Origin of the sequence: Lautropia mirabilis, assembly GCF_900637555.1 — a bacterium.
Taxonomy (GTDB): domain Bacteria; phylum Pseudomonadota; class Gammaproteobacteria; order Burkholderiales; family Burkholderiaceae_E; genus Lautropia; species Lautropia mirabilis.
Genome location: NZ_LR134378.1, coordinates 273767 through 300708, shown reverse-complemented (window position 1 = coordinate 300708; position 26942 = coordinate 273767). Strand labels below are relative to the sequence as shown.

Below are 26942 nucleotides of genomic sequence, written 5' to 3'. Positions count from 1 at the left end.
GACTGCCGTACAAGAAGGGAAAGCTGCCGCGCATGACCTGAAATCGACCGCCTGTCGGAGAGGCGAGAGCCGTTTGTCGGGATAAAACAGCAATATCCAGGCAGCGGTGGACACACAATATTGCGTTTCGTATCGCAGTGGCAGTGTCCATCTGCACCTGAATGTAGACTTCTCTCGTCCAGTTGGCGGGTTGAATACCTTGGCAGCCATCGCAGGAGACAAGGCATCCAAGGCAGAGTCGTTGGAGGAGGGGGCTGACGCAGAGGGCTGTTCATATGCGCCAAAAAAAGGGCTCGGAATGGCTGAATCGTACTTTTTCTACTGGGGTAAAGCCTCTTCTCAGGACAAGGGGGAAGACGCCTATCACCTGCTGCCATTCCACGCTCTGGACGTGGCGGCATGCGCCAGAAAGCTTCTGGACCTCCCTCATTTTTCTCTGCGTCTGCTTGCAGAAGAACTGGGCTGGCCTCAGCGGCAGGTCGAAGCCCTGTTCGTCTTTTTCATGGCCCTGCATGATCAGGGAAAGTTCGCCCGTGCCTTTCAAGGGGTGCTGCCTGAGCCCATCCCGGGACTGGTTCCTCCCAATTCCGCCAAAAGCTACGAGCCATGCCATGACACGCTCGGGTGGTGGCTGTGGATGGAGCTTGTCGATACGGAGGCTGTCCCTGAGGGAATACCGTCGCCAGACCATGGTTTCTGGGAGATCTGGATGCGGGCAACAGCTGGGCACCACGGCAGGCCGCCGCTGGACAGTGAGGGGGGAGGGATTGTCGGAGCGAATGTGGAAAAAGCCTTCATGGCCGAAGACCTGGAGGCTGCACGGCGCTTCATGTCGGATGTGAAGGACCTGATCCTGCAAGATGTCCTTCCCCTGCCGAAACCCGGCAGTTCGCATACAAAGATACTGAAGAAGCACTCGTGGCGCCTGGCCGGTCTGGGCGTTCTGGCAGACTGGCTGGGCTCCAACCAGAGCTTCTTCCCTTATCGCAGTCAGCCCCTGGTACTGTCCGAGTACTGGCCAAAGGCGCTTGAGTTTGCAGACAAGGCAGTTGCCAGTACGGGCCTGGCCTGGAGTCCAGTCAAGAATTGGGATGATCCCACCAAGCTGTTCGACTATCTGAAGTCACCCACGCCCTTGCAGAACTACGCTGCAACCGTCGAACTGGAGGACGGGCCACAGCTCTTCCTGCTTGAAGACGTGACCGGTGCGGGCAAGACCGAAGCAGCGTTGATTCTGACCCAGCGGCTGATGCAGGCCGGTCTCGCGCAGGGCCTGTACTTTGCCTTGCCCAGCATGGCAACCTCCAACCAGATGTACAGGCGGGTGGGAGAGGTCTATCGGCGTCTCTACAGGGAAGGCAGCAATCCATCGCTGGTGCTCTCTCACGGTGCCCGGCAGCTGGTCAAGGAGTTCAAGGAAAGCGTACTGCAATCCGAGGATCAACCCGGCGACCGTAGCTACCAGCCGGATGAAAGCAGCGCCAGTGCGCAATGCAACGCCTGGTTGGCGGACAATCGCAAGAAAGCGCTGCTGGCAGAGGTGGGCGTCGGTACGCTGGACCAGGCCTTATTGGCTGTTCTGCCTGCTCGTCACCAGTCGTTGCGCCTTATAGGCCTGAGCGGCAAAGTGCTGTTGGTGGACGAGGTGCATGCCTACGACGACTACATGATGTCGTTGCTGCGGAAGTTGCTGATGGCCCATGCCAGTCAGGGCGGCAGTGTCATCCTGCTGTCTGCCACCCTTCCGCTGGAGACACGGGAGAGGCTCATCGACGCCTATCGGCGCGGCTTGGGAATCGACGAAGACTGTGAACTGGATGACAACAGGTATCCCCTGGCAACGCAGATCGGCAAGGAGATTCGGGTCCATGCGTGCGAGACGCGTCCACAGTTGAAGCGTCGCGTGCAGGTCAGCATGGTTCATGACGAGAACGCCGTACTGGCAAGGATCTCGGAAGTTACCCAAAAGGGTGGATGTGTCGCCTGGATAAGAAACACGGTGGCTGATGCGCGCAAGGCGTACAGCCTCCTTCAGGATGCGTCGCCCGACCAGAAGCTCATGCTGTTCCATAGCCGCTATGCCATGGGCGACCGGCTGGAGATCGAAGAGCGTGTGCTGGACAGGTTTGGAAAGCGATCAGGCAGCCAGGATCGCGCAGGCTGGGTGCTGGTAGGTACGCAGGTGCTGGAGCAGAGTCTGGACTTCGATGTCGATCTGATGATCTCCGATCTGGCGCCCATCGATCTGATCATCCAGCGGGCTGGCCGTCTGCATCGCCACCTCCGCCAGGCAAATGGGGATCTCTCCCTGGACGGCCGGGAAGGCAGATCAGAGCCCGAGCTGATCATTCTCTCCCCTTCACTGGAGGGAAGTCCGGATGCCTCCTGGTACAAAACGCTCTTCCCGACGGCGGCCTATGTGTATCCCGATGCCGGCAAGCTTTGGCTGGGGGCGAATGCGCTGAAGGAAGCCGGAAGCATCACTACACCGGGTGAGCAAGGTGAGCCCGGTGCTGTGCGCCATCTGGTGGAGGCGGTCTATGGTGCCGATCTGGACCGTATTCCGGACGAACTGCGAGCGTTGAGCCTGAAACAGATCGGTCAGTACATGGCCATGCAGAGCCAGGCCAACTTCAATGCCCTGGAAATCGGGAAGGGCTACTGCATGGGAAGCAGCGCCCGCTGGTACGAGGACGACCAGGTGCCGACCCGATTCGGCGACGAGACCCTGAACATCTACCTGGCAGTATGGCAGGACGGTGTGCTGCGCCCCCTGCGCGCTGAAGACGACAACCCCTGGGAACAGTCCGCCGTCCGCGTTCGGGCAAGCGTTGCCCAAAGGCTTGCTGATTCCTGGCAGACAAGATTTGCCAGCGCCATCGAGACATTGAGGGAGAAGACCTCGTTGCTACGGGATCATTCGTTCATCCTTCCCTTGGTTTCTGAGCGCGAAGAGCTTGTTGGCAGGGTGGTCGATGAAAGGGGGAAAGAGCTGATCATGAAATACAGCGCTGAGTCCGGTATGGCCTGGTAGTAATGGTCATGCGTACATGAGTGAACAAGGTAATGCTGTTCTGGAAAGGGCATGTGGTTGAAAATTTCTTCTTTCTCCAATCACTTTGTGCTGAAATGATTGATGGGGAGGAGGCGAAGTGAATATGAATCTGATTACAGAAGGCTGGCTAAAAGGGGTTTCGAGCAAGGGGGGTCGTGAAACCATATCGCCTCTGGATATCACGGGTAATTGGATTGATATCGCTGAACCACGTCCGGACTTTCGTGGGGCGATATACCAATTCCTGATTGGGCTTCTGCAGCTTTCCATAGCGCCTGAAGACGAGGATGAGTGGAAGGAGCTTTACCAAGATCCTCCAAGTCGAGATGACCTTGCCGAGGCGTTCTGCACGTATCAGAGCGCTTTCGATCTGGAGGCAGAAGGTCCTGCTTTCATGCAGGACCTTCTGCTTCTGAAGACAGCCGGTCTGAAGCTGAACCAGAACTCGGTACGCAGTCTTCTGATCGATGCGGGGTCCAGAAGTAACTTGTACTTCAGCGTTCACCAGGAAGACTTCGTGCTATGCGAAAGCTGCCTTGCTAAAGCACTGTTCACGTTGCAAATAAATTCGCCGACGGGGGGGAGGGGAACGAGAACATCACTCCGAGGTGGTGGGCCTCTAACTACCTTAGTTGTTCCTGTCGATGACAATCCTGAAAAGCCGTCCACGCTGTGGCAGAAGCTATGGCTCAATGTGTTGCCAAAGAACGCTCTGAATGACAGCTATTCTGATATCAAGAGGATCGGCGACGTATTGCCATGGATGGTTGCTACCCGGACCAGTGATGGTAGTGATGGCGTAGAGACGACACCGGAATCGGTCCATCCGCTTCAGGCTTACTGGAGCATGCCCCGTCGTATCCGTATCGACAAATCGACCATTGACGACCACGGGAGCTGCTCCATCTGCGCGGCAAAGGGTGTCCGAACGATCCGTCACTATCTGACCCGACATGGTGGGACGAACTATACCGGGAACTGGTTGCATCCCCTGACGCCATACAGTCTTGATCCTGAAGGGCAGAAACCACCCATCTCGTCTAAGGGTAGGCAGGCCGGAAAGGGTTATCGTGATTGGCTTGGGCTGGTGCTGGGGAATGATGATCATCAGCCGGATGCTGCAAGGGTGGTCCGTTACTTCAATGAAAACCGTGCAAGAAAGGAAAGGCGGAAGGGCTGTCGGCTATGGTGCTTCGGTTATGAGATGTCGAACATGGATGCCATGTGCTGGTGTGAAAGTACATTGCCGATTCATGAGGTTGATCTCAGCAAGAGGGCAGTTTTCATTGGTCGGGTGAAGGAAGTTCTGGACTCGGCTGATGGGATGGTTAGGATGCTACATGAGCAAGTCCAGTCGGCATGGTTCAGCAAGCCGGGGAGAGTTGATGAGCCTGCCGTAACAGATAGCTTCTGGGAGGCAACCGAACATTTGTTCTACGAGGTGCTGAACGGTCTGTCGGTTCTTCACAGGAGTTCACCAGAACAAACCGGTGAAGCCAAGGATGAGAAAGAAGAGATAAGTGCGCTTATAGACGTGTATAAGGTTTGGCTCAGAGAAACAAGGTGCATGGTCTTTCGCCTGTTCGATCAATGGGTTCTCAGTGCCCCCATCGAGGAACAGAACATGAGGAGAGTTGTCCAAGCTCGAGCGACTCTTGGAAGGTACTTGAATAGTGATGAGAAGTTGAAGCCGTTGTGGGACATCGTGGATCCGAATCGGGGCAAGAAAGCCGAGGCGAGAGGGAAATCGAAATCATGACACCTAGAAAGTTCAGAATGAGCGAGAAGCAGCGTCAATGGGTTCGAGACTGGTGGAGGTCTCTGCACCGCAGGGATCAGGACAAGGACGCCCTGATTGGTGAACTTCGTGGCCAGGGTCAGGCAGATGGTGCCCGTTTGCGGCGTTGCATGACCGCGGAAGAGTTGCTGTCCAACAGTGCGACGCTACTTTTTGCCAGACGCCTCATTGTCTTGGGTGCGGGAAATAAGTTGTTCTCTGACGAGTCAAGGATTTACGAACAGCTTGCTTGGGTTGCAGGGGCGTTGGCTCATGTCAAAGAAGATCTTGTCGACGGCAAGACATTGGCATCACGTCTCGGGAAAGGCTCTGACGGGGAGCGTCCTGCGATGAGCGAGCTTAGATTCAGGTCCTTGCAAGCCGCTTCCATACCTGAGGACTTTTTTCTGAAGATACGCCGTGCCATTCAATTGGCAGGGAAGAAAACCGACGTTGCACAGCTTGCCGATGATCTGTTTGCTTGGCAGCTGGAACAAGGTAATTTGGCATCACGTGCCGGCAGTGGCGTCAAGTTTCACTGGGCTTATGACTACTACCTGAGCGCTGGCCAACAGGCCGATGCCGATGAACCGGAATCGATAAAGGAGAATCTGAAATGACTCAATTCATCCAACTGCACTTCCTCACCTCCTACCCGCCCGCCAATCTGAACAGGGATGATCTGGGTAACCCCAAGACAGCGCGTCTGGGGGGGGTGGAGCGTCTTCGAGTATCCTCGCAGAGTCTCAAGCGTGCGTGGCGAACCTCAGAGACCTTCCAGCAGGAATTGGCCGGCAGCATCGGAACCCGCACGAAGAGGCTGGGGGTCGAGGTGTTCGAGGCACTGAAGGCAATGGGTGTGTCAGAGGGGGAGTCTAAGGAATGGGCAAGAGCCATTGCGGGTGTTTATGGTGAGTTGAAAGATAAAAAGTCACTTGAGATTCAGCAGTTGGTTCATGTTGCACCTGAAGAGCTCAAGACGCTTGACGAGCTGATCAGTAAGCTGGTCGAGGAGAAGCGTGCCCCCTCCAAGGAAGAGCTTGACTCGCTGCTGCATGATCATACGGCGGTGGACATCGCCATGTTTGGCAGGATGCTGGCATCCAAGACGGAGTTCAACGGGGAGGCTGCCGTCCAGGTAGCGCATGCCATTGGTGTCCATGCCTCGGCTGTGGAAGATGACTACTTCACTGCCGTGGACGATCTGAACCGGAATGAGCCGGGGGCAGCGCACATTGGTGAGGCCGGCTTTGCGGCTGCGGTGTTCTATCAGTACGTCTGTATCGATAGGGATTTGCTCAAGAAGAATCTTGGCAATGATGAAGCGTTGACCGAGAAAGCCATCAAGGCATTGGTCAAGACCGCACTGACGGTCGGACCTACGGGCAAGCAGAACAGCTTTGCCAGCCGTGCCTATGCTCATTACGCCTTGGTCGAGAGAGGCACGCAGCAGCCGCGCTCTCTGTCGCTGGCTTTCGTCAGGCCGGTCAATGGTGAAGACTATGCACAGGAAGCCATTACGGCACTGTCCACGGTACGCAAGAACATGGATACGGTGTATGGCGCGTGCTCGGATGCGCATGAGGAATTCAATGTTCTGACGGGCCAGGGCTCGCTTGAGGTGCTTCTGCAGTTTGCTGCCAAGGAGTAAGCCGTCATGGCTGAATACTTGATGATGAGGCTCTACGGCCCCATGGCCAGCTGGGGGGAGATTGCCGTGGGTAAGACAAGACGATCTTCCGTACAGCCCTCTCGCTCGGCATTGCTTGGTTTACTGGGTGCCGCCTTGGGGGTCGACCGTAATGATGAGAGCAAACAGCAGAGCTTGTCGGGTGCCTATCGTTTTGGTGTGAAGCTTGAGGCGGCGGGAACGCCGCTGCGTGACTTTCACACTACAGAGATTTGTAGACCTTCTCGCAAGATCACGTTTCGGTCCAGGCGTCAGGAGCTGATGTCAGACAAGGATGACCCCATACTTTCATCGCGTGACTATCGGTGCGACAGCTTGGCTATCGTTGCCGTGGAGAGAGTTGATCAGTCAGGCGAAGAGCTGAAGCGTCTGGCTGAAGCGCTGCGTCGACCGGTCTATCCTCTCTACCTGGGAAGGAAGTCCTGCCCGCTGGCCTTGCCCGTCGATCCCAAAGTGGTTCAGGCCAATGGACTTCTGAATGCGTTTCAGAGCGTCCAGTTTCCCTCTTTGGCCGAGATGAGCCGCAGGCATGAGTTCGACAAGCCATGGCCTTCCAAGGGCGACCAATGGATGTTCAGGCTTGGTCAGGTTCGCTACTACTGGGAAGAAGGCATGGAGCCTGGCATGGCGGCCAGCTTTGAAGCAATGCGGACAGACCAGCCGGTGTCCAGGAGCAGGTGGCAGTTCGAGCGTAGAAAGGAGTGGGTGGCACTTGAGGAGAGGCAGGGATGAGCCATTATTTTTCAAAAGTGCGCCTGAGGGCCATGCGAAGCCGGGATCCCTGGCTTATCAGGAATGAGTCGCAGGGGGATGCGTATCGGGATCATCAGATCATCTGGAGATTGTTTGCCTCCGATGGCGGTAAGCGTGATTTCATCTTCAGGCGTCTGGATGACATGCGAACCTACTATGTTGTCTCCGAGCGACCTCCGCATGATGAAGATGGCCGGTTCGACATTCAGAGTAAGGCTTACGATCCGTCCTTCGACGTGGGGAATACCCTACGTTTTGACTTGAGGGCCAATCCCGTGGTCAGCCGCCGTGCTGCTGAAGGAGGAAAGTCCCGGCGACATGACATGCTGATGAATGCCAAGAAAGAGGCGCGTCAGCTGGGGCATGATGCAGCCGTTGCCATGGATGAGGCAGGGCTCAAGTGGATACTGGAGCGCGCTGCTCACTGGGGGCTTCGGGTCGATGAGCGCAGTGTCCTTCAGAAAGGGTACTGCCAACATGCGCTCAGGCCTGGGAGATGGAGAGAGACTGGCGAGAAGCACAAGGCCATTCAGTTCTCCAGTCTTGATTATCAAGGTGTAGCAGAGGTGGTAGACCCAGAAGCCTTGAGGAAAGCACTGTTTGAGGGAGTGGGTCACGCCAAAAGCTTTGGCTGCGGCCTCTTGCTGGTTCGTCCGCTTTGCTGATTCATGGGTACGTCAACGCTGCTTCCGCCCATCAGGCCGCTTCCCATGAAAGATCGTGTATCGATGATCTTTGTCCAGTACGGACAGATCGATGTGCAGGACGGAGCGTTCGTCGTCATTGATCAGAATGGCGTCCGCATGCATATTCCTGTGGGCTCCATCGCGTGCATCATGCTGGAGCCTGGTACCCGGATATCTCATGCGGCCGTACACTTGGCGTCTACTGCGGGAACCCTGCTGGTGTGGGTCGGTGAATCTGGTGTTCGCTTGTACGCCAGTGGTCAACCCGGTGGCGCTCGTGCCGATCGACTGCTCTATCAGGCCAAGCTTGCGTTGGATGATGATCTCCGTCTCAAGGTGGTCCGGAAGATGTACGAGGTCCGCTTTGGAGAGCCTTCCCCAAAGCGGCGTAGCGTCGAGCAGCTGAGAGGCATCGAAGGCGCCAGGGTCAGGGAAACCTACAAGCTTCTGGCACAGCAGTACGGCGTTGACTGGAAATCCAGGAACTACGATCAGAAAACCTGGGATGCGGCCGACATACCCAACAGATGCCTATCAGCGGCCACCTCCTGCCTGTACGGCATCACCGAGGCAGCAGTGCTGGCAGCTGGCTATGCGCCCGCAGTCGGATTCATCCACACAGGAAAACCACTGTCCTTTGTCTATGACATTGCGGACCTGTTCAAGTTCGATACAGTCGTTCCCATAGCTTTCAGAATTGCAGCGCAGTCTCCCGGAAATCCTGAAAGGCAGGTCCGGCTGGCGTGTCGTGACCTTTTTCGTAGCGACAAGCTTCTTGGCAAGATCATTCCCACCATCGAAGAGGTTCTGGCCGCCGGCGAGATCTCTCCACCTGAAGCGCCGCCGGAATCCATCCCGCCCGCAATTCCCAATCCGGTATCCATAGGGGATGCAGGACATCGTTCGTCCTGAAGACTGTAGTGATGAACGCGAGGAATGACCAGTGAGCTTTGTCGTTGTTGTCACCGAAGATGTTCCTCCCAGACTGCGGGGAAGAATGGCCATCTGGCTGCTTGAGGTGCGTGCCGGCGTCTATATCGGAGACGTGTCCAAGAGAACCCGAGAGATGATATGGGAGCATCTTCAGGCGGGGTACGAGCAGGGTAGCGTCGTCATGGCGTGGGCCAGCAGTCATGAATCCGGGTACGAGTTTCAGACCCTTGGCGCCAACCGACGCTTACCCGTAGAGTTTGATGGGCTGCATCTTGTGGCGTTTCATCCCACCGAGCAGTCCCCCGTTCTTTAACAAGCAGAATGTTTGGTAGAATCTGAGGGCTCACTTTTCCTTCGGTAGATCAATAACTTATTGGAAGCGCGTTCCCCGCGCATGCGGGGATGAACCGTATGGGGGGATGGGCGTACGGAGTACCTGGGCGGCGTTCCCCGCGCATGCGGGGATGAACCGCTTCCCTGGCTATCTACGCGATGCAATCGATGGCGTTCCCCGCGCATGCGGGGATGAACCGTTTCATGAAGAGGTTGATAAACTCGATGAGCAGCGTTCCCCGCGCATGCGGGGATGAACCGTGTATCGAGGCATGGTCCATGCGAGATCAACAGCGTTCCCCGCGCATGCGGGGATGAACCGTCTACGTATTCAACGTTTAGGTATGTATTTCCGCGTTCCCCGCGCATGCGGGGATGAACCGACGCTGCGGATCGGAAACGAGCACACGGCCGTGCGTTCCCCGCGCATGCGGGGATGAACCGGCACGAGAGCTGCGGCAGGGGCAAGGGGCGGCGCGTTCCCCGCGCATGCGGGGATGAACCGACGGCCGCGACGCCAGAGAATGCCGCCACCTCGCGTTCCCCGCGCATGCGGGGATGAACCGAATTGATCCGGCTTGTCTATTGGCTGCGAGAGGCGTTCCCCGCACATGCGGGGATGAACCGACTTTGACAGGTTCTGTGTCAGCAAGTTCTACGCGTTCCCCGCACATGCGGGGATGAACCGATGTGCCTGAAGGGGAACACTGCACCCAAGCCGCGTTCCCCGCACATGCGGGGATGAACCGCACCGGATGGGGGCGCGGCTGGCGCTTAAGCAGCGTTCCCCGCACATGCGGGGATGAACCGGATAACATGTCGTGGTTCCCGCCAGGCACCACGCGTTCCCCGCACATGCGGGGATGAACCGCGTGCGATTGCCCCAGAGCCGGTAGCCGTCCTGCGTTCCCCGCACATGCGGGGATGAACCGCATAGGATGGGGGCGCGGCTGGCGCTTAAGCAGCGTTCCCCGCACATGCGGGGATGAACCGAAAAAGAAGGGTAGTGACTTCGATATCCAGAGGCGTTCCCCGCACATGCGGGGATGAACCGCAGAGAATTCGGCGCCGACCACGATGGCCATGGGCGTTCCCCGCACATGCGGGGATGAACCGGTATTAAGGGCGCTCAATTCACGCGCGCAGAAGCGTTCCCCGCACATGCGGGGATGAACCGCCTGTGGCCAAGCCCGCCCACAAGCCCGTCTGGCGTTCCCCGCACATGCGGGGATGAACCGACCCTCATCGGTTTCTTCTGGCAGTCTGCTGAGCGTTCCCCGCACATGCGGGGATGAACCGTTCCGGGCAGCCATCAAGCTCACCCCATACGTGCGTTCCCCGCACATGCGGGGATGAACCGGGGATACGGGCCAGTTTGTTCGGTCCATTGACGCGTTCCCCGCACATGCGGGGATGAACCGACCGGGGACATGATGCCCTCGGCAAACCCTTTGCGTTCCCCGCGCATGCGGGGATGAACCGTTTGTCTGGGTGAACTGCTCCGTCAATAGGCAGCGTTCCCCGCGCATGCGGGGATGAACCGCTGCTGGGGCTGGAATAGGGTAAGAATGGGGTACGTCCCCCGCGCATGCGGGGATGAACCGTAGATGGAGTCCATGGACTGGGGCGTGCCCAGGCGTTCCCCGCATATGCGGGGATGAACCGCCCGACTTTTCTGCGCTGATGCGCCAGTAACCGCGTTCCCCGCGTATGCGAGGATGAACCGAACTTGTCCAGCTTGTTCCGGCCGTTGGCGATGCGTTCCCCGTGCATGCGGGGATGCCCCGATACTCGGCCAGCGAATTGCCCAGGTACAAGAGCGTTCCCCGCGCATGTGGGGATGAACCGTACGGGGCGGATCGGATCATCACCGCCACGGTGCGTTCCCCGCGCATGCGGGGATGAACCGGCGTCGGGCTCACCGTTGGCCGGGTGTTGGCTGCGTTCCCCGCATATGCGGGGATGACCCGTGGTGAAGGTAGGGGAGTCGGTGCGCTGGGGCTCCCACCATGGCTCAAGAGTCCCCAACCTTGCTACGCATCCCTTCCAGAACCCAATAGCGCACGCACGAGAGCGACCTACCTCCCCCCCTCAAACCTCAAATAAAACTCCCGCACGCTCAGGTTCTCCGGCGTGGGCTCGCCGCTGATGCTGGTCAGGTAGTCGGCGGCGTAGCGTCGGGTGGCGGCGTCGAAGCTGCCATTCAGGGGTACGGGGTAGCCCTGGCGGCGCAGTACGCGCTGCATTTCCATGACCTTGTCGGTGATGGTCAGTGCGGGGCCCCGGTTGTGGGCAGGGGCGGTGTCATCGGTTTTGTCTTGCTGCTTGCGTGTTGCGCGTGCTGGGGGCTGGCTGTCGTCCGGGGTCTCTGACTGCCAGAGTCCCTTGATCCACTTGCCGGTTGTGGACAGGTCCGGCAGGGCTTCCTTGGCGCTGTCGACCCAGTGCTGGCCTTGCTGGCGCGCGGCGTCCAGGGTGGGTTGCAGTTTCTGGTGGGTGCCGGTCACCCAGGCGGGGAGGTGCTGTTTGGCCTGGTTGGCCAGTATCTGGGTGGGTGACAGGCTGGCCAGGTAGCTGGCGACAAGGTGGTAGACGCCCAGCGCCACGGCGGCGGTGATCGCCAGTCCCATGATGAGGCGCCGGGGGCGTTTGCTCCGGAAGCGCCGCTGGGCCAGGTTGACCGGTACAGGGGCGGTGTGGGTGGTGGGGCTGGCTTGGCCCGGACGCGGAAACAGTTGGTTGCCCAGTCGTTCTTCCATCTGGCACCAGGGGCAGGAGGTGGATTCGCGGGGGTAGTGATGGCGACGATCTGCGCGGCAGCGACGCAGGTTTTTCTCGAAGTGTTCCAGCGCCGTCACCCATTGCAGGGCGTCGGGGCGTGGGGTGTTGTCCTGGGCGGTGAAGGCGCGGGCAAACAGGTCGGCCAGTGTGCCTGAAAATTCCGTCAGGGCGGGCAGGCCAGGCGGGGGCTGCATGCCGGTGGGGCGTTCCGGAATGTGCGGGTAGAGGCGTCTCTGGATGCGCTCGCCCATGGGCGGGGCTTCGCCGGTGTCGGGGACGCCGTCAAAGGGGTGGCGCCCCATCATCAGCACCTGGAAGAGGATGACGGCCAGGCCAAAGGCGTCGTGCTGCTGGGTGCGCACCACGCCGTGAAAGGAGTGGCCCTGCAGTTCGGGTGGGGTGTAGTCCGGTACACCCACGGCGCACAGGAACTGCTGTCCGCCATGGCTGAACTGGAAGCTGTCGGCATCCACCAGGGCGACGGTGGCGTCGTCTGCCACCAGCATGCCGGAGGGGTTGATGTCACCGATGACGCAGCCGGTGTGGTGGATGGAGGCGACAGCACGCGCAATGTTGGTGGCGGTGCGCGCCAGAAAGCGATAGTCGATGTCCGGAAAATGCTGCTTGCGCGCGCCGGGGGCGTACAGGTCATGCAGGGGGCGACGGTCGCGCACGGCTTTCATCAGAAAGCCGGCAAAAGCGCCGTCTTCGCCGCGCACCACGTCCACGGGAAAGGCTGCAAAGGGCGACTGCCTGGCCAGGCCGGCATCCACCATGGCAGCAATCTTGCTGGCCAGTTGGGGCTTGTCAGGTGCCTTGTAGAGTTTTACCGCATGGTTGCGCCGGTTGGCGGCAGCGTACACGCTGCCTTCGCCGCCGCGGCCCAGCCGTTCACCCAGCTTCAGTCGACGCCCACTGCCCAGACGCAGTTTCAGGCCGTAGGCAGGGTCTTTCTCGCGATCGGCACGGGAGGTCATGGGCGGTGGGGTGTCTCTGGGAGGGGTGGTGTTCTGTGCCGGGAAAGAGCATCTGGCAAGGCTTCAGGACCGGGTGCTGTCGGCAAGGCGGTTTCCTGGTGGCGTCAGTCTGATTCGTTGGCTTATGTTCTGGATGGGGTAGATGGGGGTGAATGCAGTACGGCCATGACTAGCGTCTTGTCATCGTCCGTGCGGCTGTTGACGGCCTCGCTGTCCAGGTAGGCTTTCAGCTGGCCAGACAGGGTGTGCGCCTTGCCGGGTTCTTTGGGCAGCGGGGCGGCCATGGTGGAGAAGAACCGTGCAAACGGGGTCTGCGTGGCCATGTCCAGCACCATGCGTTCTATGCCATCGGAAAAAAGCGCCAGCGCGTCGATGGGCTGTCGGGTGATGTTCGTGCGCAGGGGCGTGGGTGGTTCGTCGGTTATAAAGCGCGTGGTGGACGCGTATTCACCGTGGTCCGGCCAGGAAAGCGCCTGCCAGGTTCCACCGTCGGCCAGGCGTGCCACGATGCCGCCATCACCAATATGGGCCACCAGCGTTTCCTGTCCGTTGGACAGGGCCAGAACCAGCGTGCAGGCAAAGTCGCGTGCAGAAAGCCCGCGTCTTTCTGCGGCCGCACGAATGCGCTGGCGTGCTTCGTCGACCCATGTCCGCACGGTTTCTGCCGAGGGCAGGGCGGATGCGGTCAGCCGGGGTTGTTGCAGGGATGATGCGGTGGGTGTTGATGCCGCCGCCAGGTGGCGGCGCGCGGCCTGGCGAATCGTGCGGCAGGTGATGAGGGCCCCCTGCCGTCCGTGGCTGGCACTGCCGGCGCCATCACATGTAACGGCCACGAACCATTCTGCGTCGCAGGTCTGGCTGTCGCTGTTGACGGGAACAACGGCGCAGGCCTGGGCGTCCTGCAGTGGCAGGTTATGCTTCAGGTGTGAAGTACCTGTGCTGGAGGCCGCTATCCAGGACCAGTGTTTCATGGTCATCGGGCTGGCGTGCGGGAGGCTGGGCAATCGGGTGGGTCAGGCGATGCTGCCCCAGCCTTTTGGGCCGGTGGGGTTTTCCAGCGGCACGGCGTCGCCGGGGTTGGAGCGCGAGACGGAACTCAGCGAGCTGGACAGCCAGGCAAACAGCTCGCGGAAGGCCAGGCCTTTCAGTTTCAGGGGATCACGCACGGCCAGCTGGCGCAGCTGGTCCATGTCGGCGTCGTCTACGCCCACGGCGTAGAAGGCGAATTCCTTGCGTGCTTCGCCGCTGGCAATGGCCTGCGCAGCCTGCCGCCAGCTGTCGGTGGGGGCACCGTCGGTGATGAGGAAGATCCACGGACGGTAGTAGGTGATGCCGCTCTGGCGGTACAGCGCCTTGCGCTGGCGCAGTAGCTCGATGCCTTCCTCGATGGCCTGACCCATGGGAGTGAGGCCCTGTGCCTGCAGCTGGGGGGCCTGGAACTGGCTGGCGCTGGTGAAGTCCTGCGCGACCAGCACGGGTCCGAAGGTGACGATGGCCACTTCCACGCGCTTGGCGCTGAGACTGTCGGACTTCAGCTCTTCCTCGAAGGCCTGCAGGCCGGCGTTGAGTTCCTCGATCTTGCCGCCCGCCATGGAGCCGGAGACATCCAGCAGCAGCAGGCAGGGGCAGCGCGGCTCGGGGTTGTCAGCGAACTCGGCGGCGGCAAAGGGATTGGCGTCGGCGTGCATGGGCGAGGTCCTCGTGGATAAGGATCAATGGATTCTAGCGGCCGTCTCGCCGCAGCAGCAGCCGTGCGACATGGCTGCGAGGGGCGGAGGCGGAACTATTTCCGCCCGGCCGCCATTCTGATCACTGGCAGCTGAAGCTCTCGGCGCTGTTCTCGTCGCCTTCACCGCGATAGGTGGCCACTTGCGGGTACGGGCATAGCGGCTGGGTCTTGCCGGGGAAGGCGCGACCCTGCGCGATGATGCTGGCCGGGGCCTCGCCCTTCTCGGCCCAGTTCTCCAGGGCGGTGAGGGGGTCGAAGTCGTCCAGGGCATTGCCCTCGCCGCAGTGGGTCATGCCGGGCACCATGAAGAGGCGGGCGAAGTCCTGGGTGCCCGGGGTGTCGTGCTGCAGCTGCCGGTACCAGTCACGCAGGTCGTTGGCCGAGAAGACGGGGTCGGAGACACCCTCGAAGATGATCATCTTGCCGCCGCGCGCCTTGAAGGTGGTCAGGTCGGTGGCCACGGCGTCGTTGAGGGCGCCGGTCTGCAGGGTGAGCGGCAGGATGGTGTCGAAGTTCACCTTGAAGGTGTCGAACTCGGCCTGGTAGGGCGTCATGAAGTAGTGCGGCAGCGACATGGCGCCCAGCACGATGTTGCGGGCGTTGGGGGTGGCGGTCTGGGAGTCACCCAGTTTCCAGCCGCGCCAGTTGCCGCTGTTGATGCCGGCATCCCACGGCCAGCTGGCATAGAGGGGCTCACCCTTGCTGGTGCGTGCACCGCCAAAGACGGCTTCCAGCAGGGCCACCTTCTCCTTGCCGATGTCCTTTTCCACCATCCGGGGCTTGAAGTCGCAGCGTTCCCAGGCGTTGACCAGGCCGTCCTTCAGGCCGTCCAGGGCGTCGCAGCGTTCCAGCACGCCGGCCACTACGGCATCCATGTCCTTCTGGGTGAGGGCATTGGCAAAGATCCGCTCGCCCTGTTCGTTGACGGGGGCGGCCTTCAGGAACTGCTGGTTGTCCCATGACTGGGCGATGGCAGCGCGCGAGAGCCGGAAGCCCGGGTTGCCGGCCACCACGCCGTCGAACTGCAGCGGGTAGCGCATGGCGGCCATCATGGCCTCGCGTCCGCCGTTGGAGCAGCCCATGAAGTAGCTGCGCTTCGGGGTGCTGTGGTACATGGCCTGGATGAGCTGGCGGGCGGCCGTGGCTACCTTGCCGGTGGAGGCGTAGGCCAGATCCAGCCGGGCCTGCTGGTCCTTGCCGAAGAGGGTGTCACGGCCCTGGTGGCCGCCGTCCATGCTCACCACGGCATAGCCGCGCAGCAGCGCCGGCTGGGCCGAGCTGCCGCGGGTGGGGATGCGGCCCAGGGCGTCGGCCACGAAGCCATTGGTGCCGCCACCGCCCTGGAACAGGAACTTGTGGTTCCAGCGGGCAGGCAGGCGCAGCTCGAACTGGGTGCCGTAGTGGCGACCATCGGCGCCGGTGCGGGGTTCGATTTCGCCGCGCACCACGCAGTGTTCCTCGGCCTGCAGCGTCTGGCCCGAGGCGCCGGTGAAGGCCGAGTTGGGATCCTGTGCCAGACCGCCGCGCTGCACCCACTTCACGCGCTGGATGACCACATCGGGCAGTTCCACTTCCTTCAGGTCGCTGCAGCGGCTCTGGGCGTCGGCGGCATCGTCGGCGGGCTCGGTGGCAGCCTGGGCGCTGGCGGCCCAGAGCAGGCTGCCGGCAGAAAGACTGCTGGCCAGCAGCGGCAGCAGGGCAGGAAGGCGGTGCAGTTTCATGGCATGGGTTCCGAAAGGGGCCCGAAAGGCAGCATCGGGGAGGCAGCCATCCGGCATGGGCGTTCCGGCCAGACCTTCCCGGGGAATGTCAGAGACAGCAAACCATTTTAACGAATTGGCCCGCAGGGAGGCCGGGCGGGCAAAGGCCACCCGGGAGAGACATCCGACCAGGGACCTCCGGCAGACCCCTGGATCGGATTCAGCCGGCCTTGTAGACCAGCACGGCGGCGGTCAGGTCTTCCAGGGCGCTGCCCACGGCCTTGAAGACGGTGATGGCCTGGTCGCTGCTGCGCCCCGGGTGCTGGCCGCGGCACAGGGCCTGCAGGTCGGCGCGGATGTCGCTGGCGCTGAAGCGGCCGGTGTCGAAGGCCTTGAGCAGGTCGCCGGACTTGGTGGGGGCTTCGTCGGTATCCACGAAGACCTCATTGCCGATGAAGCAGTCGGCAGCGGCCTCGACCATGTTGGGCTTGAAGCTGCCCACCAGGTCCAGGTGGGTGCCGGGGCGCAGCCAGCTGCCCTGGATGAGAGGCTCTTCCGAGAGTGTGGCGCAGCTGATGATGTCGGCCTGGCGGGCGGCCGCTTCCAGCGATGCCGGGGTGCCGTCCAGCGGATGGACGTTGGGCACGCCCTGCTTGCGCAGGGTCTCGGCCAGCACGGCAGCGCGCACCGGACGGGGGTTCCAGATGTCGATGTGCTCGATGTCGCGTACGGCGCGCATGGCCGCAGGCAGCAGTGCCGCGATGCGGCCTGCGCCCACCACGAGCAGTCGCCTGGCATCCTTGCGTGCCAGGAAGTCGGCGCCCAGGGCAGCGGCGCCGGCGGTGCGGCGTGCGGTGATGGCGTCACCGTCGATGAGGGCCAGCGGCACGCCGGTGGTGGCGCTGTACAGCACGTAGGTGGCGTGCAGGCCGGGCAGTCCCTGGGCACCGTTCCCGGGGAAGATGTTGATGGTCTTCACACCGAAGAAGCCCTGTTCGTTCCAGGCGGGCATGATGAGCGTGGTGCCCTGCACGCCCTGGCTTTCGATGGCGTGGGTGTGGCGCAGCGGCACGGTGGCGCCCTGGGCAAAGGCCTCGCGCAGTGCGGGGATCAGCGTGCGAAAAGGCAGGGCAGCCCGGCATTGTTCGGCGTCGAACTGTTTCATGGTGGTGGTAATGGGATGTGGATCGGATCAGCCGGGGCATCGTGCCCGACCCTGGTGCACGGAGGCGGTCGCGGCCCAGGGTCCCCGGCGGGCGCAGGAAGGATTCAGAGGAAGCGCTGCACCGAATAGGGCGACGGATCGGTGAACGGTTGCTGGCCGGTCATCAGCTCGGCCAGCAGGCGGCCGCTGACGGGCCCCAGCGTGAGGCCGTGGTGGGCATGGCCCACATCGAACCACAGGCCGCGGTGGTGCGGTGCCGGGCCGATGATGGGGCGCATGTCGGGCGTGCAGGGGCGCCGTCCCATCCAGGGCTGGCTTTCCACTTCCTCGCCCAGGGGCCAGAACTGGCGGGCGATGCGGGTGGCCTGACGGGCCTGGCTGTCGTTGGGCGGCGCGTCGGGCAGGGCCAGTTCCACACCGGTGGTCAGGCGCACGCCGTCGTTCATCTCGGCCAGCACGAAGCCCGAGTCCCGGTCGCAGACGGGGAAGGACGGGGCCGGGTGCGCGTCGTCGATGCGGAAATGCAGGTGGTAGCCGCGCTTGGGGCGCAGCGGCAGCCGGTAGCCGAAGCGTTCGGCCAGGGTGCCCGTGTCGGCGCCCAGCGCCAGCACGACGTCGCTGGCATGCAGTTCGGTGCTGTCGGGCAGCGGCAGCCGCCAGCCCTGCTCGGTCTGCTGCAGCGCCATGGCATCGGCGTGGATGAACTGGCCGCCGCGCGAGCGGAAGAGCCCCGCGTAGCCTTCCACCAGCCGCACGGGCGACTGCACGGTCCAGGGATCCTGCCAGTGGATGCCGCCGGTGATGCCGCCTTCCGGACGCAGGCCGGGCAGGCAGGCGCGCAGGGCGTTGTCGGGCAGCACTTCGATGTTCAGGCCCCAGCGGTGGGCGTCGTCCTGCGCCTGGCGCGACAGTTCGGCAAAGGCTTTCTGGCCGCGCACCAGCTCGATCCAGCCGCCGTCGCGGACGATGTCGTGCAGGTTGGCGGCGCTGATGAGCGGCTGGTGCTCGGCCACGCACAGTTCGATGAGCGGGCGCATGTCCTCGGTGGCCTGCGCCAGCCGGGCGGGGGAGGATTCCCGCCAGTAGCGCCACAGCCAGCTGGCGTACCAGGGCAGTGCCCCCCATTGCAGGCGCAGCGCGCTGTGACGGTTGCTGGCGTGGCGCAGCAGTTCGCCGGGCTGGCGCGGGAAGGCGTAGGGCACCAGGCTGGCGCGCTCGATGAGCCCGGCGTTGCCGAAGCTAGTGCCATGGCCGGGTTCCTGTCGGTCCACCAGGCAGACCCGCTTGCCCTGTGCCTGAAGGGCCAGAGCCGCGCTGACGCCGACGATGCCGGCACCCAGGACGATGACATCGACGTTGTGGTGGGATGAAGGGGTGATCATGATGGGGTTGGGATGAGTTCGGGGCAGGCGATGCCGCCCGGGCTCATGCAGTCTAGCCCGACTTTCATTCCGCCGCCTCGGTCACGTGCCTGGACCGAGGCGGATAGGGGATATCCCTGATGCTTCAGGCTTCGGCCAGGGGGCCTGCCCTCCGGAAGCGGCCGGGGCGTCAGCCGTCGATGCCGCCCAGCAGCACGTATTTCACTTCCACATAGTCCTCGATGCCGTACTTGGAACCCTCACGGCCCAGGCCGGACTGCTTGACGCCGCCGAAGGGGGCGGCCTCGTTGGACAGGATGCCGGAGTTGACGGCCACCATGCCGTAGTCCAGCGCCTCGGCCACGCGGATGCTGCGGCCCAGGTCGCGGGTGTAGAAGTAGGCGGCCAGACCGAATTCGGTGTCATTGGCCCAGCGCACCACTTCTTCTTCGGTCTCGAAGCGGAAGACGGGCGCCAGCGGACCGAAGGTCTCTTCGCGGGCCACGCGGGCCTGCTGGGTGACGTGGCTGACGATGGTGGGCTCGAAGAACAGACCGCCCAGGGCATGGGGCTTGCCGCCAGTCACCACCTTGCCGCCTTTTTCCACGGCGTCGGCGATGTGTTCCTGCACCTTGGCGATGGCGTTCTCGTCGATCAGTGGCCCGAAGGTGACGCCGGCATCCAGGCCGTTGCCCACCTTCAGTTCGGCCAGGGCGGCGGTGAACTTCTCGACGAAGCGGTCATGGATGCCGGCCTGCACGTACAGCCGGTTGGCGCAGACGCAGGTCTGGCCGGCGTTGCGGAACTTGGAGATGAGGGCGCCGGTGACGGCCGCATCCAGGTCGGCGTCGTCGAAGACGATGAAGGGCGCGTTGCCGCCCAGTTCCATGGACACCTTCTTGACGGTGCCGGCGCACTGGGCCAGCAGCAGGCGGCCCACTTCGGTGGAGCCGGTGAAGGAGAATTTCTTCACCGTGTCGTTGCCGGTGAGTTCGCCGCCGATGGCGCGCGAGCTGCCGGTGAGCACGTTGAAGACGCCGGGCGGAACGCCGGCGCGCTGGGCCAGCTCACCAATGGCCAGTGCCGACAGCGGGGTCTGTGAGGCCGGACGGATGACGAAGGTGCAGCCGGCGGCCAGGGCGGGCGCGGCCTTGCGGGTGATCATCGCGTTCGGGAAGTTCCAGGGCGTGATGGCGGCACACACGCCGATGGGCTGTTTCATCACCAGCACACGCTGGCTGTTGTTGTTGGAGGGAATGATGTCGCCGTAGATGCGCTTGGCCTCTTCGGCATACCACTCGAAATAGCTGGCGCCGTAGGCGATCTCGCCGCGGGCCTCGGCCAGCGGCTTGCCCTGTTCGGTACTGAGGATGACGGCCAGGTCGTCGGTGTGCTCGGTGATCAGCTCGAACCAGCGGCGCAGGATGGCGGCACGCTGCTTGGCGGTCTTCTTCTGCCAGGCGGCGCGGGCGGCCTCGGCGGCGTCGATGGCGCGGTGCGTCTCGGCGGCGCCCATGTCGGGCACGTGGGCGATGGTCTCGCCAGTGGCCGGGTTGGTGACGGCGATGGTCTTGCCGCTGTCGGCATCCAGCCACTGACCATCGATCAGGCAGCGGGTCTGCAGCAGGCTCGGGTCCTTGAGCTTCATGGTGTCTCCTGGGGTGTTCGTCCGTTCAGCGAACGATGGGGCAGCCTTCTATGCTATCCAATATCCGGGACGCCCCCTTCACTGGGGAAGACCCGGAGGAGGGCGCCGGCTGCCGCTGGTCATGGGGCTGGGAGACAGCAGGGCGCCGTCTGCCGCGGGTCGTTGGGGTGGGAGACACCTGCCGGGATGCCCTGCGCCCGTCGGGACTGTGCCCGACGGGATGGGCGCTTTCCGATCGGAGGCCTTCAGCTTCCCTGGGCGGTGAGCTTTCGCAGCAGCCGCTGCTGGGCGTCGTGCTCGGGCGAGAGCAGCTCGCCCCCCACGTGGTAGTCGCCGTTGCTGTCCATCTTCCAGGCGGCCGTGTCGGGCTGCAGGTAGTTCAGCAGTCCTTCCTCGATGACGCGGCGCTTGAGGGTGGCGTCCTTCAGCGGGAAGGCCACTTCGACGCGGCGGAAGAAGTTGCGTTCCATCCAGTCGGCCGAGGCTAGCCAGAGTTTCTCCTTGCCGTCTGCCCAGAAGTAGTAGATGCGGCTGTGCTCCAGGAAGCGCCCCACCACCGAAGTGACGCGGATGTTCTCGGACAGCCCGGGGATGCCGGGGCGCAATGCGCAGACGCCGCGCACGATCAGGTCGATCTGCACGCCGGCGCAGCTGGCTTCATACAGGGCCTCGATGATGCGCTCTTCCAGCAGCGCATTCAGCTTGGCGATGATGCGTGCCTTGCGGCCGGCCTGGGCGGCTTCGGTCTCGCGCTGGATGGCCTGCAGCAGGGTGCCGTGCAGCCGGAAGGGCGCCTGCAGCAGCGCCTTCAGGCCGCCGGCGGTACCCAGGCCGGTCAGGCGGCGAAAGACCTCGTGAACGTCGGCGCAGATCTCCTCGTCGGCGGTGAAGAGTCCGAAGTCCTCATACAGGCGCGCCGTGCGCGGGTGGTAGTTGCCGGTGCCCAGGTGGGCATAGCGTCGCAGCCCTTCGGCCTCGCGTCGCAGCACCAGGGCCAGCTTGGCGTGGGTCTTGTGACCCACCACGCCATAGACCACGTGCACGCCCACTTCTTCCAGCTTGGCGGCCCAGTTGATGTTGGTCTCTTCGTCGAAGCGGGCCATCAGTTCCAGCACGACGGTGACTTCCTTGCCGGCGCGGGCGGCTTCCATCAGCGATTCCATCAGCACCGAATCGGCGCCGGTGCGGTAGATGGTCTGCTTGATGGACACCACCTGCGGATCGCGTGCGGCGCTGCGCAGGAAGTCCTTCACCGGATTGAAGGATTCGTAGGGGTGGTGCAGCAGCACGTCGCCGGCGGCGATGACGCTGAACAGGTCGTCCTTCTGCAGGGCGGCGGGCTGGCTGGGCGTGAACGGCGGGAAGAGCAGGTCAGGGCGCTCGACCAGCTCGATGATCTTGGCATAGCGCCCCAGGTTGACCGAGCCGTGGACCCGGTAGCAGTCCTCTTCGTTCAGGTCGAATTCCTTGCGCAGGCGCTCGGCCACTTCGGGGCTGATGTCGGCGGTCATTTCCAGCCGCACGCCATGGCCCCAGGGGCGCTGACCCAGCTCGTCGCTGAGGGCGCTGCGCAGGTTGGTCATTTCTTCCTCGTCCACGAACAGGTCGCTGTTGCGGGTGAGGCGGAACGAGCACTGCGTGCAGACGGTGAGCCCGGGGAACAGCTCGCTCATGAAGCCCTTGATGATGGACGACAGCAGCACGATGCCGTGCGGCACGCCCGCCACTTCGGGAGGCACCTTGAAGGCGATGGGCAGCACGCGCGGCGCCTGCACGATGGCCAGGCCCGGGCGGCGGCCGAAGGCGTCGCGGCCGTCCAGCTCCACGGCGAAGTTGAGCGTCTTGCTGGAGATGCGCGGGAACGGATGGGCCGGGTCCAGGGCGATGGGGGTGAGCAGCGGCTCGATCTCGCTCATGAAGACCTGGTAGGCCCAGTTGCGCAGGGCGTCGTCCCACTGGGCGGGAAAGAAGACCTTCACGCCTTCGGCTTCCAGCGCAGGCAGGATGTCGCCGCGCAGCACCTGGTACTGGCGCTCGACCAGCTCGCGGGCGCTGACGGCCAGCGTGGCGATGCTGGCGCGTGCCGTGGCCGCCAGCGGGGTGTTGCTTCGGGCGATTTCCTTCAGCTCGGCCACGCGGATCTCGAACAGCTCGTCGAGGTTGCTGGAAACGATGGTGATGTAGCGCAGCCGCTCCAGCAGGGGGGCGTTGGGGGATTCGGCCAGCGCCAGCACGCGGCGGTTGAAGGCGATGATGCCCTGCTCGCGGTCCAGCGGCGGGGGCAGGGGGGGAGTGGCGGTGTCGTTCACGCGGGATCCTCGGGATTGCCGCCAGTTTAGCCCAGCCGCCTGCCGGCTTGGCGGAGGCTGACTTCGGGCTGTGGTCTGGAGGCCGCCTTTTCAGTCTGTTGCGTCGGGCAGGGAAACATCAGGATGATGTCGGGCTTGGGTGTCCTGTGTAGCCGTTTTGTTGCAGAATGCCGATCGATCCAATCAAGAGATGATTCGATGAGCGATTCCCTGCCGCGACGGCCCCTGGCTGCCGTTGACCTGGGTTCCAACAGTTTCCGGCTGCTGCTGGCCGAAATCGACCAGTCCTCGGCCGGTCCCCAGCTGCGCATCCTCGACCAGATCAAGGAAGCGGTCCGGCTGGGCGCCGGCCTGGACCGGCAGTTCGAGCTGTCCGAAGAGGCGCGCCAGCGGGCACTGCAGGCGCTGGGACGCTTTGCCGAGCGGCTGGAGGGCCTGGAGCTGGAAGCCTTCCGGGCGGTGGCCACCAACACCTTCCGGGTGGCGCACAACATCGGCGCCTTCCTGAAGGAAGCCAGCGCGGTGCTGGGGCGCCCCATCGAGGTGGTGGCCGGGCGCGAGGAAGCACGCCTCATCTACCTGGGGGCCGCCCACAGCCTGCCGCTCGACCATCAGCTGCGGCTGGTGGTGGACATCGGCGGCGGTTCCACCGAGTGCATCATCGGGGTGGACGAGCAGCCCCGGCGGCGCGAGTCGCTGCAGATTGGCTGCGTGGCCCTCACGCAGCAGTTCTTCAGCAGTGGCAAGCTCACCCGGGCGGCCATGCGCAAGGCACGGCTGCACTGCGGCGAGCAGCTGGCGGCGCATGTGCACGGCTTCAAGCGGCTGGGCTGGCAGTACGCGGTGGGCACGTCCGGCACGGCCAAGGCGCTGCTGGCGCTGGTCAGCGCCAATTTCGGCCATACGGCCATCACCCGCGAAGGGCTCTCGCTGCTGGAGGACCTGTGCGTGGCAGCCGGCCATGTGGATGCACTGGCCGATCTGCCGGGTCTGCGCGTCGACCGGCAGCCGGTCATCGCCGGCGGCCTGGCCGCCATGCAGTCGGTGTTCGACGAGTTCGGCATTGAGGCGATGGGCTACTGCGACTCGGCCCTGCGTGAGGGCATCCTCTACGACCTGCTGGGCCGCGAGCTGGGCGCCGACCAGCGCGAGATCACCATCAGCCATCTGGTGGAACGCTACCGGATGGACGATCAGCACGGCCGCCAGGTGGCCGACGTGGCCTGCCAGCTGCTGCGCGAGCTGAAGGCTTCGCGGCAGGACGGGGCGGCCCCGGATGCGGGGCAGACCGTCGCGGCGCAGGCCGGGTCGGACGCGGCCTCTTCCGGACAGGAGGCTGGCGTGCCGGGCTACGGACGACCCACCCCGTCGGGATGCAAGCCCGAGAGCCTGATCTGGGCGGCCCGCATCCGCGAGATCGGTTCCTTCATCGCCCACGACAACGCGCATCGGCACGGGGCCTACATCCTGGCCAATGCGGACCTGCCGGGTTTCTCGGCCATGGAGCAGCAGGAGCTGTCGCTGTTCGTGCTGGCCCAGAGCGGCGGGCTCAAGAAGGTGCGTGCGCTGGAGCCCACCATGACGCAATGGCAGCAGATCCTGTGTCTGCGGCTGGCCGTCATCCTGCAGCGCCGGCGCGACGGTCGGGAAACGCCCATCACCATTCGTGCGCTGCCAGGCGGGCCCGAGGCGGGCTGGGTGATCGCGTTGCCGGCCGCCTGGGCCGAGCAGCATCCGCTTACCGACCAGTCGCTGCGTCAGGAGATCGAGGAATGGGGGCGCGTGGGCGTCTTCCGTGATGTGAGCTATGTGCTGCTGGATGGTGAACAACCCGGGGAATGACGAAGATGAGCGACATGAACGACGCAGCACCGGCCGATGACGACGCACACGAAGCCGATCAGGCCACGGGGGCCGAGACCGGCACCGGGAAGGGACGCAGCCGGGCCGCACGGTCGGCCGGTGGCATGGATGCCCGCTACCTGAAGGAGCTTCAGGCCTTTCTGGAGGCCGAGGCCGAGATGGAGCGGCAGGGCGTGGACCTGCTGGCCGACCCCGAATACCGGTCGCTGCGTGAGCTGTACATCGATGGGGACATCGACCAGCAGGAATTCGTGGCGCGGGTGGAGGCGCTGGCCGAGTCGCGTCCGGAAGAGGGCACGGTGAGCTTCACGGCACTGGATGAAGCCGAGGCAGCGCTGGCCGGCATCGACGACGATGAAGAGGCCGATGACGAGGACGACGATGATGAGGTCGTGGACGTGGTGCCGCGGCCGCGTCATCACTGAGCGTTTCAGGCAAGAGGGCTGACGGCCCCCTTGGGCGCGCAGGGCATGCACAACCTGGCGGCGGACATCCGGGGCGGTTCAGACGGATACGGTGAGGGCTCGGCCCTGAGTGTCGGCCCTGAACCGCTGACCCCATGAAAAAGGGCTGTTGCAATTTCGGTTGCAACAGCCCTTTGGCTTTTCTGGACGGTGTCCGTCGTGGCCGGCGGCGTGTGCAGCTGCCGCCGGTTCGGGCGCCGGCCGGACGACCGGGCGCCCTTCAGGACCTCAGACCAGGAAGAAGTACGCCCACAGCGTGACCAGGATGATGCACAGCACGTTGAGCAGCATGCCCACCTGCATCATCTCGCGCTGCTTGATGAGGCCCGTGCCGAACACGATGGCGTTGGGCGGCGTGGCCACCGGCAGCATGAAGGCGCAGGAGGCGCCGATGCCGATCACCATGACCAGCGCTTCCTTGGGCAGGTTGAGCTGGGTGGCAATGCTGGCGAACACGGGCACCAGCAGGGCGGCCGAGGCCGTGTTGCTGGTGAACTCGGTCAGCATGATGATGAACGCGGCCACCGCCAGGATGACGATGAACGGGTGCGTGGTGACGAACTGCGAGGCCAGCGCCTGACCCAGGGCCAGCGAGGCGCCGGACTTGTCGAGCAGGCTGCTGAGCGCGATGCCGCCGCCGAACAGCAGCAGCACACCCCAGTCGGTGTTGGCGGCCACATCACGCCAGGTGACCAGACCCAGCACCACCACGGTGACGGCAGCGGCCAGTGCCACCACGGTGTCGGGGCTGTCGATGCCGAAGGTGGTCTTGATCTGGGCGCCCAGGATCCAGGCAATGGCCGTGACGATGAACACCAGCAGCGTGAGCAGACGCGGCAGGTTCCAGGGAATCGGTTCGCTGTCACCGATATCCACCTTGCGGCTGAAGTCGGGGCGCAGCACCACGTACATCGAGAAGAGCACGAGCGGCATCAGGGCCAGCATCATGGGCAGGCCGTAGTTCATCCAGCCGCGGAAATCCAGGCCGAGAGCCTTGGCGGCGATGGCGTTGGGAGGCGAGCCCACCAGCGAACCCAGGCCGCCCACGCTGGACGCGTAGGCAATGCCCAGCAGCACGAAGACGAAGGTCTTGCGGTCCTTTTCGGGGTCCAGGTGCGACATCATGCCCATGGCCAGCGGCAGCATCATGGCCGTGGTGGCGGTGTTGCTGATCCACATCGACAGGAAGGCGGTGACGGCAAAGAGTGCCAGCACAGACACCAGCATGTTGCCGCGTGACAGCGAGATCAGCCACAGGGCGATCTTGCGGTCGAGCTTCTGGACGTGCAGTGCGGTGGCCAGGGCGAAGCCGCCGAAGAAGATGTAGATGATCGGGTCGGCGAAGCCGGCCAGGGCCTGTTTGGTTCCCATGCCCGGCACGCCGCTGACGGCGGCCAGCACCGGCACGATGAGTGCGGTGACCGTGATGTGCAGGGCCTCGGTGAACCACAGGATGGCCACGAACAGCAGGATGGCCAGACCCTTGTTGGCGGGGATGTCGTAGGGAAGCACCGAGTACACCACCCACGAGATGACGGCAGCCGCGACCACGGTGAGCAGCGACTTGTGGGTGCCCTGCGGGAACAGGGACGGGTTGTTCAGCGGGGCTTCAGCAGCCGAGTTGGGCATGATGTCTCCATGAATGCGGGGGCGGGCGCCAGGCACGGAGCGTACCGGACGCCGCCGGAAGTATAGAGCGTGTCGGGTGCTTCCGGATC

Annotated in this window: 19 protein-coding genes and 1 CRISPR repeat array; of the genes, 10 read left to right on the top strand and 9 right to left on the bottom strand. The window is 63.4% G+C overall.

Features of this window, described 5'->3' with window-relative positions:
* Positions 1-106: 106 nt before the first annotated feature.
* The 8 genes from cas3 (at position 107) to cas2e (ending at position 9207) form a co-directional block, all read left to right on the top strand.
* Entirely contained in the window at positions 107-3034 is a 2928-nt protein-coding gene (gene cas3, locus EL249_RS01240; RefSeq protein WP_232002026.1) for a CRISPR-associated helicase Cas3', read from the top strand.
* Positions 3035-3158: 124 nt separating this feature from the next.
* On the top strand, positions 3159-4814 hold the full coding sequence (gene casA / locus EL249_RS01235; RefSeq protein ID WP_126348029.1) for a type I-E CRISPR-associated protein Cse1/CasA: 1656 nt from the start codon (positions 3159-3161) through the stop codon (positions 4812-4814).
* A gap of 17 nt (positions 4815-4831) precedes the next feature.
* Positions 4832-5452 (top strand): type I-E CRISPR-associated protein Cse2/CasB, encoded by a 621-nt coding sequence (gene casB, locus EL249_RS01230; protein ID WP_005674865.1) that lies wholly within the window; start codon positions 4832-4834, stop codon positions 5450-5452.
* Positions 5449-6483: a type I-E CRISPR-associated protein Cas7/Cse4/CasC gene (gene cas7e / locus EL249_RS01225; RefSeq protein WP_005674867.1), complete on the top strand. Its 1035-nt coding sequence runs from the start codon at positions 5449-5451 to the stop codon at positions 6481-6483. The genes casB and cas7e overlap by 4 nt, the downstream gene beginning before the upstream one ends.
* Positions 6484-6489: 6 nt before the next feature.
* Positions 6490-7254, top strand: coding sequence for a type I-E CRISPR-associated protein Cas5/CasD (gene cas5e / locus EL249_RS01220; protein WP_005674869.1), 765 nt, complete (start codon positions 6490-6492; stop codon positions 7252-7254).
* Positions 7251-7940 carry a type I-E CRISPR-associated protein Cas6/Cse3/CasE gene (gene cas6e, locus EL249_RS01215; protein WP_005674870.1) on the top strand — a complete coding sequence of 230 codons (690 nt, stop codon included), beginning with the start codon at positions 7251-7253 and terminating at the stop codon, positions 7938-7940. The genes cas5e and cas6e overlap by 4 nt, the downstream gene beginning before the upstream one ends.
* A gap of 45 nt (positions 7941-7985) precedes the next feature.
* Entirely contained in the window at positions 7986-8873 is an 888-nt protein-coding gene (gene cas1e / locus EL249_RS01210; protein WP_005674871.1) for a type I-E CRISPR-associated endonuclease Cas1e, read from the top strand.
* A 31-nt stretch (positions 8874-8904) separates the two neighbouring features.
* A complete protein-coding gene (cas2e, locus tag EL249_RS01205) occupies positions 8905-9207 on the top strand; it encodes a type I-E CRISPR-associated endoribonuclease Cas2e (RefSeq protein WP_040530215.1) in 303 nt (100 codons plus the stop codon).
* Between the two features lie 68 nt (positions 9208-9275).
* A CRISPR array of direct repeats spans positions 9276-11197; the repeat unit is 29 nt; unit sequence GCGTTCCCCGCACATGCGGGGATGAACCG.
* A 108-nt stretch (positions 11198-11305) separates the two neighbouring features.
* Here the strand turns inward: cas2e and EL249_RS01200 are convergent.
* The 8 genes from EL249_RS01200 to ppk1 all read right to left on the bottom strand — a co-directional run bounded on the left by EL249_RS01200 (position 11306) and on the right by ppk1 (position 22897).
* Entirely contained in the window at positions 11306-12985 is a 1680-nt protein-coding gene (locus EL249_RS01200) for a helix-hairpin-helix domain-containing protein (protein WP_005674876.1), read from the bottom strand.
* A gap of 122 nt (positions 12986-13107) precedes the next feature.
* Positions 13108-13956: a PP2C family serine/threonine-protein phosphatase gene (locus EL249_RS01195; RefSeq protein WP_040532107.1), complete on the bottom strand. Its 849-nt coding sequence runs from the start codon at positions 13954-13956 to the stop codon at positions 13108-13110.
* Positions 13957-13998: 42 nt separating this feature from the next.
* Positions 13999-14673 carry a vWA domain-containing protein gene (locus EL249_RS01190; RefSeq protein WP_005674879.1) on the bottom strand — a complete coding sequence of 225 codons (675 nt, stop codon included), beginning with the start codon at positions 14671-14673 and terminating at the stop codon, positions 13999-14001.
* Between the two features lie 121 nt (positions 14674-14794).
* Positions 14795-16435 carry a tannase/feruloyl esterase family alpha/beta hydrolase gene (locus tag EL249_RS01185; RefSeq protein WP_005674882.1) on the bottom strand — a complete coding sequence of 547 codons (1641 nt, stop codon included), beginning with the start codon at positions 16433-16435 and terminating at the stop codon, positions 14795-14797.
* A gap of 199 nt (positions 16436-16634) precedes the next feature.
* On the bottom strand, positions 16635-17579 hold the full coding sequence (gene lhpI, locus EL249_RS01180) for a bifunctional Delta(1)-pyrroline-2-carboxylate/Delta(1)-piperideine-2-carboxylate reductase (protein WP_005674883.1): 945 nt from the start codon (positions 17577-17579) through the stop codon (positions 16635-16637).
* A 104-nt stretch (positions 17580-17683) separates the two neighbouring features.
* Positions 17684-18961 (bottom strand): FAD-binding oxidoreductase, encoded by a 1278-nt coding sequence (locus EL249_RS01175; protein WP_005674884.1) that lies wholly within the window; start codon positions 18959-18961, stop codon positions 17684-17686.
* 169 nt (positions 18962-19130) lie between these two features.
* Positions 19131-20588 (bottom strand): NAD-dependent succinate-semialdehyde dehydrogenase, encoded by a 1458-nt coding sequence (locus tag EL249_RS01170; protein WP_005674886.1) that lies wholly within the window; start codon positions 20586-20588, stop codon positions 19131-19133.
* Positions 20589-20833: 245 nt separating this feature from the next.
* On the bottom strand, positions 20834-22897 hold the full coding sequence (ppk1, locus tag EL249_RS01165) for a polyphosphate kinase 1 (RefSeq protein WP_005674887.1): 2064 nt from the start codon (positions 22895-22897) through the stop codon (positions 20834-20836).
* 198 nt (positions 22898-23095) lie between these two features.
* On the opposite strand from ppk1, the gene EL249_RS01160 reads away from it, so the two are divergent.
* The gene (locus EL249_RS01160) at positions 23096-24739 is read left to right on the top strand and encodes a Ppx/GppA phosphatase family protein (protein WP_005674888.1); all 1644 of its coding nucleotides are present in this window, start codon (positions 23096-23098) and stop codon (positions 24737-24739) included.
* 5 nt (positions 24740-24744) lie between these two features.
* Positions 24745-25185, top strand: coding sequence for a hypothetical protein (locus EL249_RS01155; protein WP_126348028.1), 441 nt, complete (start codon positions 24745-24747; stop codon positions 25183-25185).
* Positions 25186-25452: 267 nt separating this feature from the next.
* Here the strand turns inward: EL249_RS01155 and EL249_RS01150 are convergent, their stop codons facing one another.
* Complete coding sequence (locus EL249_RS01150) at positions 25453-26853, bottom strand: SLC13 family permease (protein ID WP_005674890.1); 1401 nt, start codon at positions 26851-26853, stop codon at positions 25453-25455.
* Between the last annotated feature and the right edge of the window lie 89 nt (positions 26854-26942).

Coding starts and splice junctions, on each gene's coding strand:
- EL249_RS01200 (WP_005674876.1), bottom strand. CDS start 12,985: ATGACCTCCCGTGCCGATCGCGAGAAAGACCCTGCCTACGGCCTGAAA.
- EL249_RS01175 (WP_005674884.1), bottom strand. CDS start 18,961: ATGATCACCCCTTCATCCCACCACAACGTCGATGTCATCGTCCTGGGT.
- cas6e (WP_005674870.1), top strand. CDS start 7,251: ATGAGCCATTATTTTTCAAAAGTGCGCCTGAGGGCCATGCGAAGCCGG.
- EL249_RS01195 (WP_040532107.1), bottom strand. CDS start 13,956: ATGAAACACTGGTCCTGGATAGCGGCCTCCAGCACAGGTACTTCACAC.
- EL249_RS01190 (WP_005674879.1), bottom strand. CDS start 14,673: ATGCACGCCGACGCCAATCCCTTTGCCGCCGCCGAGTTCGCTGACAAC.
- EL249_RS01160 (WP_005674888.1), top strand. CDS start 23,096: ATGAGCGATTCCCTGCCGCGACGGCCCCTGGCTGCCGTTGACCTGGGT.
- casA (WP_126348029.1), top strand. CDS start 3,159: ATGAATCTGATTACAGAAGGCTGGCTAAAAGGGGTTTCGAGCAAGGGG.
- EL249_RS01185 (WP_005674882.1), bottom strand. CDS start 16,435: ATGAAACTGCACCGCCTTCCTGCCCTGCTGCCGCTGCTGGCCAGCAGT.
- EL249_RS01150 (WP_005674890.1), bottom strand. CDS start 26,853: ATGCCCAACTCGGCTGCTGAAGCCCCGCTGAACAACCCGTCCCTGTTC.
- lhpI (WP_005674883.1), bottom strand. CDS start 17,579: ATGAAACAGTTCGACGCCGAACAATGCCGGGCTGCCCTGCCTTTTCGC.
- cas5e (WP_005674869.1), top strand. CDS start 6,490: ATGGCTGAATACTTGATGATGAGGCTCTACGGCCCCATGGCCAGCTGG.
- casB (WP_005674865.1), top strand. CDS start 4,832: ATGAGCGAGAAGCAGCGTCAATGGGTTCGAGACTGGTGGAGGTCTCTG.
- cas1e (WP_005674871.1), top strand. CDS start 7,986: ATGAAAGATCGTGTATCGATGATCTTTGTCCAGTACGGACAGATCGAT.
- cas7e (WP_005674867.1), top strand. CDS start 5,449: ATGACTCAATTCATCCAACTGCACTTCCTCACCTCCTACCCGCCCGCC.
- EL249_RS01155 (WP_126348028.1), top strand. CDS start 24,745: ATGAGCGACATGAACGACGCAGCACCGGCCGATGACGACGCACACGAA.
- EL249_RS01170 (WP_005674886.1), bottom strand. CDS start 20,588: ATGAAGCTCAAGGACCCGAGCCTGCTGCAGACCCGCTGCCTGATCGAT.